Below are 11,643 nucleotides of genomic sequence, written 5' to 3' on the forward strand. Positions count from 1 at the left end.
CGGCTCAGGTCAGCAGGGAGCGGATGTCGTCGGCGGTCAGGTCGTCGGCGAACAGGGCGTCGTCGTCGATCATCGTGGCGAACAGCTCGGCCTTGCGGGCGGCGAGGGCGAGGACCTTCTCCTCGATGGTGTCCTCGGCGATGAACCGTTGGACGCTGACCGACCGGGTCTGCCCGATGCGGTGCGTGCGGTCGACGGCCTGGGACTCGGCGGCGGGGTTCCACCACGGGTCGAGCACGAACACGGTGTCCGCCTCGGTCAGGGTGAGCCCGAACCCGCCGGCCTTCAACGAGATGAGGAACGCCGGGGCGGTGCCCTGCCGGAAGCGCTCGATGACCTCCGGGCGCTTGCGGGTGGAGCCGTCGAGGTACTCGTAGCCGATGCCGCGGGCGTCGAGGGCGTCTGACACCATCCGCAGGAACGAGGTGAACTGGCTGAACACCAGGGCGCGACGGCCCTCAGCCGCGAGCTGTTCGAGTTCGTCGAGCAGCAGGTCGAGCTTGGCCGAGGGGATCGGGGTCGATCCCGACGTGACGTCCGAGTCCGCTGACGCCGACCCGGACGACACCAGCGCCGGCGACAGCGCGAGCATCCGCAGCAGCGTCAGCGACCGGAACACGATCATCCGGTTCTTCGACAGGTCGTCGATCAGGTCGAGGACCTTCAGGCGCTCCCGGTTCAGGGTGCGCTCGTACAGCTCCCGGTGCGCGGGGTCGAGCGTGACCCGGACGACCTGCTCCTGCTTCGGGGGCAGGTCGGCCGCGACGGCTTCCTTGGTGCGGCGGAGCATGAGCGGCCGGATCCGTCGGCGGAGCCGCCCGGTGAGTTCCTGTCGGGCCTCGCCGCGGAGCTCGGGCGAGGCGAGGGGCTTCACGTAGTCGTCGCCGAACCGGGTCCAGGTGGACAGCAGCCCGGGCGCGACGATGTGGAACAGTGCCCACAGGTCCGTCAGGCCGTTCTCGAGCGGGGTGCCGGTGATCGCGAACTTCACCGGTGCCTGCAGCTCCGAGGCCACACGGTGGGTCTGGGACTGCGGGTTCTTCACGAACTGGGCCTCGTCGAGCACCAGCGCCGACCACGGCAGGTCGGTCCAGGCGCGGGCGTCGAGCCGCAGCAGCGCGTACGAGGTGACGACGACGTCCGACGCAGCGGCGGTCCGGGCGACGAGCCCCGGGTCCTTCAGCGACGTCGAGGTCACCGTCGCGACCCGCAGCGTCGGCACGAACTTGGCGGCCTCGGCGGCCCAGTTGCCGACGACCGAGGTCGGTGCGACGACCAGGAACGGCGGCGCGTCGGGCTCCGCGGCACGACGGGCGGCGACCATCGCGAGCACCTGCAGCGTCTTGCCGAGCCCCATGTCGTCGGCGAGCACCCCGCCGATGCCGTGCGTCACCAGGAACGACAGCCACGCGTACCCGGCGTGCTGGTACGGCCGCAGGTCGGCGTGCACGGTGTCCGGCACGGGGACGTCACCCGGGGGAGTCGCCCCGAGCAGCCCCGAGGCGATCGCCTGCCACCGCTCGTCGTGCGAGGTCTCGTCGGCCAGCAGGTCGAACTCCGACCACAGCCCGGCGTGCAGGGGCGTGACGGCGATCGGCTGGTCGGGCTCCCACTCGTCCAGGTCGCGGGCCTCGTCGATGAGCTCCTTGAGCCGGTCGAACGCGGGGTCGGCCAGCGACAGGTACGAGTTGTCGACGAGCTTGAGCCGTCGCTGCCGACCCGCGAGCGCGGTGAGCAGCGGCGTGAAGGGGATCTGCTTGCCGTTGACGCTGACGATGATGCCGAGGTCGAACCAGTCGTGCTTGTCCGACGGCATCGTCGTGACCCGGATGTGCGGCCGCCCGCTCAACCGCTCGTAGTCGAGGCGCTCACCACGCACGACGGTGCGGACGCCGAGCGACGGCAGCTCGGGCAGGAACTCGTTCGCGAACACCGCGACGTCGGCCCCGTCGATGGTGCCGTCCTGGAACCAGTCCAGTCCGCCACCGGGTCCGGCAGGGCGGACGGGAGGCCCGGCCTGCGTCGCGTCGTCGGCCGGCGTCGTCGACGTGGTCGGCTCCACCGCCGCGGCCGGGTCCGCCACGGAGGCATCATCGGTACTGGCAGGAACGTCGGTGCCCGTCGGATCGTCGGCGGCACGGAGCCCGGACAGGTCGGGGAGCGGGCCGTGCAGGGACACCGGGTCCTTCCGGCCGTCGACGTGCCAGCGCCAGTGCAGGTGCACGCGGTCGTCGGTGCGCGGCGCCCGGGCCGGCTCGAAGGTCGCGGTGAGCACGAGCTCCGGCGGGGTGCGCTCGGGCAGCTCCACCGAGCCGTCGGAGCTGACCAAGCCGAGGGCACCACGCAGCCGGGGTGACCAGTCGGCCAGGAACTCGTCGACCTCGGCGGTCGGCACGGTGATCCGGGTGCCCTCGACGAGCATGCGGCGCTGGTCCTCGGGCACCGGCGCCGGGGTCGGGGCGACGGCGACCGTGAACTCGGGGCTCTCGCGGAACACGTAGACGCCGTGGTCGCCGATCATCCGCGCTGCTCCGGGCACCACGGGCCGGCCGTCCAGCACGGCACTCGCGGCGATCACCACGGCGTCGTCGTGCCGGGCGACGTCGAGCAGCACCTGGGCCTGTGTGCCGAGGACCGCACCGCCCTCGCGCTTGCCGGTGACGAACGCGATGTCGAGCGCCGCGGCCTGCTGCAGGAGCGGCCAGAGCAGGGGGCTCCGGAAGTCGTCGAGGTGCAGCCAGTCGCTCTCACCCGGCAGGCCCGCGAGCTGCCCGGCGCGGTGGAGGGCGGCGAGCTGCAGGAACCAGGCGTGCTGCTCGGCACCGACGCCGAGCCGGTTCTGCGAGTAGGGGAGCGTGCCCCAGGTCAGCTGCCCGCGCACCCAGTTGCCGGCGTCGCTGCGGGTCACCGGACGGACCCCGAGCCGCACGCTGCGGGACGGCGCCGGCAGGGCGCGGCCGGCGGCACGGGCTCGCGAGGCGAGCTTGGCGGGGACCGCGTCACGCAACTCGAACTGCAGTCCCATCCGGGTGCCCTGCGGGGTGGGCGCCCGCTCGTCGTCACCGGCGAGGCGGGCGAGGTCGTGCCTCCAGTCCGAGGGCGGCGGAGCCGGCGCTTCCGGGCGTGGGCCGGCGTTCGCGGCGAGGGCGCGGGCGTTGATGGTGAGGAGCGCGGCCGCGACGTGCTTGCAGTCGCCGCCGAGCGGGCAGCTGCAGGTGCTGCGGACCGGGCGGACGAAGTCGCCGCGCGCGGGGGTGGTGTCGACGCGGAGTTCGTACGGGTCGTCGGCGGTGCCGGACACGACCGCGGTGACCGTGCCGTCGTCGTCGTGCCAGGTGGCGTCGTCGACCAGGCCGGCGCGGACGACGTCGCGTGCGCGGCCGAAGGTCTGCGGCCCGACGAAGCGGATGACGTCGACGGCGTCGATCATCGGGGCAGCAGGCACGGGACCATCGTGCCAGTCGCCACCGACGATCCCCGCCGCCACCCTGTGCGACGGACATCTGGCAGGACTACCGTCCAACTCGGAGCGCGACGACAGCGGTCCACGGAATCGATTGGAACCTCATGCCGGACCGACTGCGGTGGGTACGCGACTCAGCCGACCACTGGAACGGGTGGATCGACGCCGAGGTCGTGTGCGACATCACCCGGACCGACACGTACACCGTCGATTCCCCGGACCACTCGCTGACCGGCGGGCACTCGTCCTTCGAGAGCGCGGCGGCTCAGGTGCACGGTTGGGTGCGCTGGACCGGCCGTTAGGCCGCAGAGCGCAACCTGGTTGTACGACCACCCGCTGCTCCCTAGCGTGAGAGGGCAGGTCGGCAACACAACGCACGTGGTCACACCGCTCTGCTCGACGAGAGAGAGGTGTTCCCGTGACCGACACGACCGAGTCGCAGACGCCCGCTCCGGGTTCCGATCCTGCTGCACGCCCGGCCCCGCCGCGTTCGCTCGTCGCCGTGGCCGGTCAGGACACCGACGACGCCATCAGCTCGCTCGCCGGCATGTACGCGGGCAAGGCCTGGTACTCCCGAGCCCTCGACCAGGACTACTGGTTCAAGTACGTCGGTGTCGGTGACGAACGGCTGAGTGTCCGCCGTTCCCAGATGCACGGGTACCTGCGGGGTGACGTCGCCACCGAGGGCGAGGTCGTCGTGCAGTGGCTCGAACGCGGCGAGGCCCGCGTCGACGTCGGCCGCGACGAGGTCCGCATGCAGCCCGGCGTCCCGACGCTGTTCCCCGTCGAGCGCCGGTTCGAGATGGAGTACCAGGACTGGGACCAGCGCCTGGTGCACCTGCGCCGTGACCTGGTGCTCGACGTCGCCGCCGAGGACCACCTGGTCGACGGCACCATGGTGTTCGACACCACGACGACGCCTGACTCCGCAGCTCTGGGCCAGTGGCGGACCGCCGTGTCCGGCGCGCTCCGTGCGCTGCGGGAGGAGGGCGACGAGTCCCTCGCCTGGCACGAGGCGCAGCGTGACGTCGCCCGGGCACTGTTCCGCATGTACCCGCTGCAGGCCGAGCGGTTCCCAGCGGGCTACGGCACCCGCAGCGACGGACGACTCCGGGCCGCGGTCGAGTTCATCCAGGCGCACGCCCACGAACCGCTCACCGTCGCCGACATCGCGCAGGCCGCGGGGCTCAGCATCCGGGGGATCCAGGAGTCGTTCCAGCGGGCGTTCGAGCGCTCGCCGATGACGTACCTGCGCGAGGTCCGGCTCGGACGGGTGCACGAGGAACTGCGGATCCTCGACCCGCAGGCGACCTCGGTGGCGGACGTCGCCCGGCGGTGGGGCTTCGCGCACATGGGGCGGTTCGCCTCGGTGTACGCGAACCGGTTCGGGGAGTACCCGCGGGAGACGTTGCGGCGCTGAGGGGCGCGGGCGTCGGCTGTGCGCGGCGCTTCGTCGGCGGCGCTCAGCGCTTCGCCGGCTCGGCGAGCTTGCTGTGCTTCCGCGAGTACCCGAAGTACACGCCGAGGCCGATCGCGAACCAGATCGCGAACCGCACCCACGTCTCCCACTGCAGGAACGTGACGAGCCACAGCGACGCGATGACGCCGATGATCGGGATGACGGGCATGAACGGCAGCCGGAACTGGCGGTCCAGGTCGGGCTGTCGGTAGCGCAGCACCACCACGGCCGAGCACACCACCACGAACGCGAGCAGGATGCCGATGTTCGTGAGCTCGGCGACGACACCGATCGGCAGCACCCCGGCCAGGATCGCCGACGCGATGCCGAGGATCCAGGTCACCCGGGTCGGCACGTGCCGCTTGGGGTCGGTCTTCGCGAACCACTTCGGCATCAGGCCGTCGCGGCTCATCGAGAACCAGACGCGCGAGGCTCCGAGCATGAACGTCACGAGCACCGTGACGATGCCGACGATGGCACCGATCGCGATGACGTTGGCGACACCACCGAGCCCGACCGACGCGAACGCCGACGAGAAGCCCGACGCCGGGTCGATGTCGGTGTACTTCTGCATCCCCGTGAGCACGAGCGTCGCCAGGACGTACAGCACCATCGAGATGCCGAGGGACAGCAGGATCGCCTTCGGCATGTGCTTGCGGGCATCGGTGGACTCCTCGGCCGCGGTGGACATGGCGTCGTAACCGAACACCGCGAAGAACACGGTCGCGGCACCGGTCATCACACCGCCGAACCCGAACGGGAAGTACGGGGAGTAGTTCGCGCTGTTGATGTGGAACACGCCGAGCACGACGATGAGCACGACGAGCGCCACCTTGATGCCGACGGCGACGAACTCGAACCGGGCGGCGCTGCGGATGCCGCGCGTGAGCACGAACGCGGTGAGCAGGCACAGCGCGATCGCGAAGACGTCGATCACGTGCCCGTCACCGGTGCCCGGGGCGCCGAGCATCCACGCGGGCAGGTCGATGCCGAACTGGCCGACCAGGAACCCCACGTAGCCGGAGATGCCGATCGCGACCACCGCCACGATCGCCGTGTACTCGAGCAGCAGGTCCCAGCCGATGAACCACCCGACGATCTCGCCGAGCACCGCGTAGCCGTACGTGTACGCGCTGCCGGCCTTCGGGATGAGCCCGGCGAACTCGGCGTACGACAGTGCTGCGGCGGCGCTCGCGACCCCGGCGACCAGGAAGCTGATCAGCACCGCGGGCCCGGCGACGCCGTTCGCGACGGTGCCGGCGAGGGTGAAGATGCCGGCACCGATGATGCCGCCGATGCCGATCGCGGTGAGCTGCCACAGGCCGAGGTGCCGTTTCAGGCCGCCCTCGCCCCCGGCCTCGTCATCGATCGTGTCGATGGGCTTCCGTCGGAACAGGGTGCGTGTCGTCGTCGTCACCCGCCCATGGTGCACCCGGAGGCGGCCGTGCGCACGGGTGGGCTGCGGGCGTTCGGGCGGCGGGTTGCGCGCGTGCGCGGCGGTGGGGCCGGGCGGAGTTTCGCGCTGGACGACACTTCTCGCGCCGCCGAGCCCGTGAGCTGTCGCTCAGCGCGAAAGGTCGGGGGCGCGAGGCACGCACGCGGCTGCACCGCAGACACCGGGCGTAGACCTGGAGCATGCGCCACCCGAAGAGGACCGAGCCCGGCCCCGGCCAGGAGTCCGTCTGGGACTACCCCCGCCCACCCGCCGTCGAGCGGGTCACCGCCCGCGTCGTCGTCCGTCTGGGCGGCACGGTCGTCGCCGACACGACCGACGCCGTCCGCGTGCTCGAGACCTCGCACCCGCCGGTCTACTACCTGCCGATGGCCGACCTGGCCGAGGGTGCGCTCGTGAAGGCACCCGGCTCGAGCATGTGCGAGTTCAAGGGCTTGGCGCGCTACTTCGACGTCGTCGGCGGTGCCGGGACGGTCGCGAGCCGTGCCGCCTGGAACTACCCGACGCCCGTGCCCGGCTACGAGTCGCTGCGGGAACGCGTGGCGATCTACCCGTCGGCGATGAACTCGTGCGAGGTCGGTGGCGAACGGGTCCAGGCGCAGGACGGCGACTTCTACGGCGGCTGGATCACGGCGGACATCGTCGGACCGTTCAAGGGCGCGCCCGGCACGCTCGGCTGGTGACCCCGCGTCAGCGGTTGGCGTACGGCGACCAGAACGGCGGCGGGAACGCGCCCCCGGTCACGATCACGAGCACCTGCCAGACGAGCATGACGAGCCCGGCGGTCCCGATCACGATGCCGATCCACGACCACACCTGCACCGCGCGCCGACGCCCGGCGATCCGGATCGCCCGCCAGCCGCTCAGCACGCACACGAGCCCGAACACCGCACCGAGCAGCACGTGCCGCACGGTGGACTGCGCGGGCACGATGATGCCGAGGTAGAACGCGACCGGTCCGAGCAGCACCGCGAAGGTCGCCGGGGCTGCCGGCGGTTCGTGGTCACGAGCAACTGCTCCCATGGACCGCATGTTAGCGAGTGAACCTCGCTTCGAGCACGTCCAGGTCGCGCAGCGCGGGCACCCGATCGCGGGAACGGGCACCATGGAGGCATGCGTTCCTTCTTCCGCGTCCTGCTCGGCCTGGCCCTCGTCGTCGCGGGCACGAGCCACCTCACCTTCGCGCGCAAGGAGTTCACGGCGCAGGTGCCCGACTTCGTCCCCCTGGACGACGACACGACGGTGCTCGCGTCCGGGGTCGCGGAGATCACGCTCGGCTCGGCCCTGGTGCTCGCTCCGAAGCCGGCCCGCCGCTTCGTCGGCTCGGTCGCGGCCCTGTTCTTCACGGTCATCTTCCCCGGCAACCTGTCGCAGTGGGTGAACCGTCGCGACGCCTTCGGTCTGGACAGCGACGAGAAGCGCTTCGTCCGCCTGTTCGGTCAGCCCGTCCTCATCGCGCTCGCCCTCTGGTCGACGCGCGGCCGGCGCTCCTGATGGGCGCGCCCGCGCGCCAGAGTGGCCCGGCCCCCGGCGCGGGTCCGGATCCGCTCGGGTCCGGCCCGTCACGCTTCGGTCGGGAGGCCCGCCACCCCCTGGCAGGTCGCAGCCGCGTCGCGGACCTGGTCGCCTCCACCGCCCTGCTCGTCGTGCTGACGGTCGGCGCGTTGGCAGCGGGGTGGGGGATCCGGCTGATGTCGCTCGCGTTCGTGTCGTGCGGGGCGCCGGGCAACACGTGCAACGAGACGCTGGGGGACTCGGTCGTCGTCGTGGGGCCGATCGTCGTGGCGGCGGTCCTGGTCGCGACGATCACGGTCTGTGTGCTGCGGCTCGTGCGGCGGCGGCTGACCTGGCCGGTGGTGCTCGTCGGCATGGCGGCGATCGTGGCGGTGTTCTTCGCCTCGCTGTTGCTCGTCGACAGCTCGGTCACGCACGGCATCTAGGCGCTTCTTCCTCCACAGGCGGGGGAGTGCCGGGCGTCTCTCCACAGAAGCCGGCGTGCGCCTCGGTGGCGGCGGTCGGACCGACACGCTGGAGCCATGCCTGACACCGAGATGCTCGACCGCCTGATCCGTGAACCCGTCCGTACCGACGACGACGTCGTCCGACTCGTCGAAGCCGTCGTCGAACGACCGCTGCGCCGGCAGTGCTGGGTGCTGTTCCTCGACGACCGTGGGATGTCGATCCCGTTCCTGCTGCCGATCGCCGACCTGCCGTACTCCCCGGACGAACACGTCGACGACTTCGCGGCCCTGATCGCGGACATCGTGGCGCAGCTCGGGGCCGTCGACGTCGTGCTCGTGTGGGAGCGCCCCGACGCGGACCGGCTCTACCCGGTGGACTGGGAGTGGGTCGACGCCTGTGCGTGCGCCCTCGACGAGCACACGATCCGGCTCCGCGCCCAGGTCGTCGTGCACTCCGGCGGAGCCGCGATCGTCGAGTTCGACGAGGACACGCAGCCGGTGGCCTCGTGAGTGGTCAGCCCTGGGGCGCGGCGTCCGGCACGTCCTGGCCGGTGAGCTCCTCGACGATCGCCTTCGCCTGCGGCCACGACTTCGCGTAGTGGTCCGGGTCCGAGTTGATCTGCACCGCGTGCGCCATCTGCGTCGGGCTCATCGTCTTCCAGCCGGGCACCTTCACCAGCTTCGCGTAGAACATCGACGCGGCCGTGTACGGGTCCATCCGCTGCTCGTACGTGCCCCAGGCGCCGTTGTCGCGCTGCTGGAACAGGCCGCGGCTGTCCGGGCCCGCGGCGTCGCCGTGGTCCAGGTTCACCAGGCTCGACTCGCCGATCGCGGTCATCACCCCGACGGCCTGCGTGTGCGGACCGATGCCGAGCGCCTGGGCGGCTTCGATCACGTGCGCGGCGTTCACCAGGCGGTCCTGGCAGAAGCCACCGACGGGTCCGGCCGGCACGACCATGCCGCCGATCGTCTTCGAGGCGACGGCCGGGCACGCGGGAGTCGGGGTGGCGGCGCTCGACTTCGCGATGCCGGCGAGCGAGTTGACCGCGATCACGACGAGGACGACCACACCGATGCCGACCGCCACGATCCCGGCGCCGAACACCGAGGCGACGGTGATGCCGACACGGCGCATGACGGGACCTCTCGACGGGCTGGGCGGGCGGAGCAGGAAGAGCAGCACGAGCGTACGGGCGCCTCCTGGGAAGCGTGCGGCGGCCCGCCGTGATCGCACGCTCCACGAGTGACGGTCCTGGTTCACGAAGCGCAGGGCTTCGCGCACCAGAACCGTCAGGACGTGTACGCGCTCAGCTGTCGTGCGGAGGGCGCTGCACCTTCGTCGGCTCCGTCACGAGTCCGGTCGGGGCCTTCTCGGCCTGCTTCCGTCCGTGGGTGAACCAGGTCAGGACCCAGAGCAGCACGCCCAGGGCCAGAAGCGCGCCGGCGATCTGGTACTGCTGCGGGTCACGACCGGACGAGAACGGCATGACGAGCCACAGGCACGTGACGATGCCGATGACCGGGATGACGACGCCGGCCCGGAAGTGCTTGTGGTCGACCTTGTCGCGGCGTAGCACGAGCACGGTCACGTTGACGACGGCGAACACCGTCAGCAGCAACAGCGAGGTGGTGCCACCGAGGACGACGACGATGGGGGAGTCCGGGTCGAGCGAGACCCACCCGATCAGCAGCAGCGAGATGAGCGTGGTGAAGACGATCGCGGTCGACGGGGTGCGGCGGGCGGGGGAGATGCGGGACAGGAAGCCCGGCAGCACGCCCTGCTTGCTCATGCCGTAGAGCAGGCGCGACGCCATCATCATGTTGATCAGGGCGGTGTTGGCGACGGCGAACATCGAGATGAAGGGCAGCAGGTCGGCGATCGGGAAGTCCGGCGCGGCGGTCTGCACGACGGTGACGAGCGGGGTCTCGTTGCCGGCAAGCTCACCGATCGGCACGACGGCCACGGCGCAGATCGACACGAGCACGTAGATCACGGCGGTGATGCCGAGGCCGGTGAGCATGATCTTCGGGAAGATGCGCGAGGGGTCCTTGGTCTCCTCGGCCATGTTGACCGAGTCCTCGAACCCGACCATCGCGAAGAACGCCAGCGACGTCGCGGTGCTGATCGACATCAGCAGGGACTTGTCCTCCGGCGTCTCGAACATCACGACCCGCGAGAAGTCCGCGTTGCCGCCCGCGATCGCCCAGAACCCGATCAGGATCACCATGACGAGACCGGACAGCTCGACCAGCGTCAGCACGACGTTCGTCTTGACGCTCTCGCTCACCCCGCGGAAGTTGATGAACATCACCGCGAGCATGAAGCCCATCGCGATGAGCATCACCACGCCGTTCGGCAGCTCGATGCCGAACCCGGCGCCGAGGTTCGCCGCGAACGCCCGCGATGCCGTCGACGCCGACGTGATCCCGGAACACATCACGATGAACGTCACGATGAAGGTGACGAAGTGGATGCCGAACGCCTTGTGCACGTAGAGGGCGGCACCGGCGGTCTGCGGGTACTTCGTCACGAGTTCGAGGTACGAGAACGCCGTCAGCAGCGCGACCGCGAACGCGATGAGGAAGGGGAGCCACGCTGCCCCGCCGACCTCGGCCGCGACCTGACCGGTGAGCGCGTAGACACCCGTGCCGAGGATGTCTCCGACGATGAAGAGCAGCAGGAGCTTGGGACCGATGACCCGGCGGAGCTCGTGCTGCTCCTGCTGTGGGCGGTCCGTCTTGGTGGTGGCCATGCGTCACCCTTGCGCGCGAGGTGCCTTTCTGTCCAGTCCCACAGGAAGGTTTCTCGCGATCGCAACACGGTCGCTCGGCGACGGATACGCTCCGGCCATGGACCAGCAGTCGAACACCACCGAGGAGCCCATCGAGTTCGCGGACTTCAACGCGAAGCTCCTGGTGCTCGACGTCCTCTGCTACGACCTCGACGTCCTCGACCCCTACGACCCGGACGCCGAGGACGAGACCGACGAGGACCTCGACGTCGACGGGCAGGACGACCGGGCGCGCGAGTACTACGACGACCTCGACCTGCTGCCGTCGCACCTGGCGCTCGTCACCGAGATCACGGTGGACTCCGACCTCGAGGTGCTGCGGGACGTCCACCCCGGCTGGGACGGCTCGGACGACCGCTTCGACCCGCAGAACTGGGACGACCTGCTCGACCTGCCGGAGCTCCGGACCGTGTACGCCGCCGCACCACTGCCTGCCCACGTCGCCGAGCGGCTCGCGGCCAAGGGCGTCGAGGTCCGCTCAGCCTGAGCAGGACGCGACCAGGATGCGACCGGGA

Annotated in this window: 12 protein-coding genes; 7 read left to right on the top strand and 5 right to left on the bottom strand. The window is 70.8% G+C overall.

Translation table 11 applies throughout. The features are described from left to right. Positions 1-4: 4 nt before the first annotated feature. On the bottom strand, positions 5-3,445 hold the full coding sequence (locus tag FFG40_RS09650; protein ID WP_138803033.1) for a DEAD/DEAH box helicase: 3,441 nt from the start codon (positions 3,443-3,445) through the stop codon (positions 5-7). Between the two features lie 122 nt (positions 3,446-3,567). On the opposite strand from FFG40_RS09650, the gene FFG40_RS09655 reads away from it, so the two are divergent. Next, on the top strand, positions 3,568-3,765 hold the full coding sequence (locus tag FFG40_RS09655; protein ID WP_027465181.1) for a hypothetical protein: 198 nt from the start codon (positions 3,568-3,570) through the stop codon (positions 3,763-3,765). 116 nt (positions 3,766-3,881) lie between these two features. After that, positions 3,882-4,883 (top strand): AraC family transcriptional regulator, encoded by a 1,002-nt coding sequence (locus tag FFG40_RS09660; protein WP_138803034.1) that lies wholly within the window; start codon positions 3,882-3,884, stop codon positions 4,881-4,883. 43 nt (positions 4,884-4,926) lie between these two features. On the opposite strand, the gene FFG40_RS09665 is transcribed toward FFG40_RS09660, so the two are convergent. Further along, complete coding sequence (locus FFG40_RS09665; RefSeq protein ID WP_110865115.1) at positions 4,927-6,339, bottom strand: amino acid permease; 1,413 nt, start codon at positions 6,337-6,339, stop codon at positions 4,927-4,929. 218 nt (positions 6,340-6,557) lie between these two features. Here FFG40_RS09665 and FFG40_RS09670 point away from each other — a divergent pair, with 218 nt between their 5' ends. After that, on the top strand, positions 6,558-7,058 hold the full coding sequence (locus FFG40_RS09670; protein WP_138803035.1) for a DUF427 domain-containing protein: 501 nt from the start codon (positions 6,558-6,560) through the stop codon (positions 7,056-7,058). 7 nt (positions 7,059-7,065) lie between these two features. Here FFG40_RS09670 and FFG40_RS09675 read toward each other — a convergent pair whose 3' ends face one another. Then, positions 7,066-7,398 carry a hypothetical protein gene (locus tag FFG40_RS09675; protein WP_035808197.1) on the bottom strand — a complete coding sequence of 111 codons (333 nt, stop codon included), beginning with the start codon at positions 7,396-7,398 and terminating at the stop codon, positions 7,066-7,068. A gap of 90 nt (positions 7,399-7,488) precedes the next feature. Here FFG40_RS09675 and FFG40_RS09680 point away from each other — a divergent pair, with 90 nt between their 5' ends. From FFG40_RS09680 to FFG40_RS09690, 3 genes are all read left to right on the top strand, one after another. Next, positions 7,489-7,869, top strand: a complete 381-nt coding sequence (locus FFG40_RS09680) for a membrane protein (protein ID WP_027465186.1) — start codon at positions 7,489-7,491, stop codon at positions 7,867-7,869. Beyond that, the gene (locus FFG40_RS09685; protein ID WP_395876601.1) at positions 7,842-8,315 is read left to right on the top strand and encodes a DUF6264 family protein; all 474 of its coding nucleotides are present in this window, start codon (positions 7,842-7,844) and stop codon (positions 8,313-8,315) included. The genes FFG40_RS09680 and FFG40_RS09685 overlap by 28 nt, the downstream gene beginning before the upstream one ends. A gap of 96 nt (positions 8,316-8,411) precedes the next feature. Next, positions 8,412-8,846 carry a hypothetical protein gene (locus FFG40_RS09690; protein WP_138803037.1) on the top strand — a complete coding sequence of 145 codons (435 nt, stop codon included), beginning with the start codon at positions 8,412-8,414 and terminating at the stop codon, positions 8,844-8,846. 4 nt (positions 8,847-8,850) lie between these two features. On the opposite strand, the gene FFG40_RS09695 is transcribed toward FFG40_RS09690, so the two are convergent. Together FFG40_RS09695 and FFG40_RS09700 are read right to left on the bottom strand one after the other, a co-directional pair. After that, on the bottom strand, positions 8,851-9,471 hold the full coding sequence (locus FFG40_RS09695; RefSeq protein ID WP_138803038.1) for a hypothetical protein: 621 nt from the start codon (positions 9,469-9,471) through the stop codon (positions 8,851-8,853). A gap of 172 nt (positions 9,472-9,643) precedes the next feature. Further along, entirely contained in the window at positions 9,644-11,089 is a 1,446-nt protein-coding gene (locus tag FFG40_RS09700) for an APC family permease (RefSeq protein WP_138803039.1), read from the bottom strand. Between the two features lie 97 nt (positions 11,090-11,186). Here FFG40_RS09700 and FFG40_RS09705 point away from each other — a divergent pair, with 97 nt between their 5' ends. Then, complete coding sequence (locus tag FFG40_RS09705) at positions 11,187-11,615, top strand: DUF6892 domain-containing protein (RefSeq protein WP_138803040.1); 429 nt, start codon at positions 11,187-11,189, stop codon at positions 11,613-11,615. Positions 11,616-11,643 lie beyond the last annotated feature (28 nt).

Source organism: Curtobacterium sp. KBS0715, from assembly GCF_005938005.2.
GTDB classification, from domain to species: Bacteria; Actinomycetota; Actinomycetes; order Actinomycetales; family Microbacteriaceae; genus Curtobacterium; species Curtobacterium flaccumfaciens.

Coding starts and splice junctions, on each gene's coding strand:
- FFG40_RS09655 (WP_027465181.1), top strand. CDS start 3,568: ATGCCGGACCGACTGCGGTGGGTACGCGACTCAGCCGACCACTGGAAC.
- FFG40_RS09670 (WP_138803035.1), top strand. CDS start 6,558: ATGCGCCACCCGAAGAGGACCGAGCCCGGCCCCGGCCAGGAGTCCGTC.
- FFG40_RS09675 (WP_035808197.1), bottom strand. CDS start 7,398: ATGGGAGCAGTTGCTCGTGACCACGAACCGCCGGCAGCCCCGGCGACC.
- FFG40_RS09680 (WP_027465186.1), top strand. CDS start 7,489: ATGCGTTCCTTCTTCCGCGTCCTGCTCGGCCTGGCCCTCGTCGTCGCG.
- FFG40_RS09690 (WP_138803037.1), top strand. CDS start 8,412: ATGCCTGACACCGAGATGCTCGACCGCCTGATCCGTGAACCCGTCCGT.
- FFG40_RS09695 (WP_138803038.1), bottom strand. CDS start 9,471: ATGCGCCGTGTCGGCATCACCGTCGCCTCGGTGTTCGGCGCCGGGATC.
- FFG40_RS09700 (WP_138803039.1), bottom strand. CDS start 11,089: ATGGCCACCACCAAGACGGACCGCCCACAGCAGGAGCAGCACGAGCTC.
- FFG40_RS09705 (WP_138803040.1), top strand. CDS start 11,187: ATGGACCAGCAGTCGAACACCACCGAGGAGCCCATCGAGTTCGCGGAC.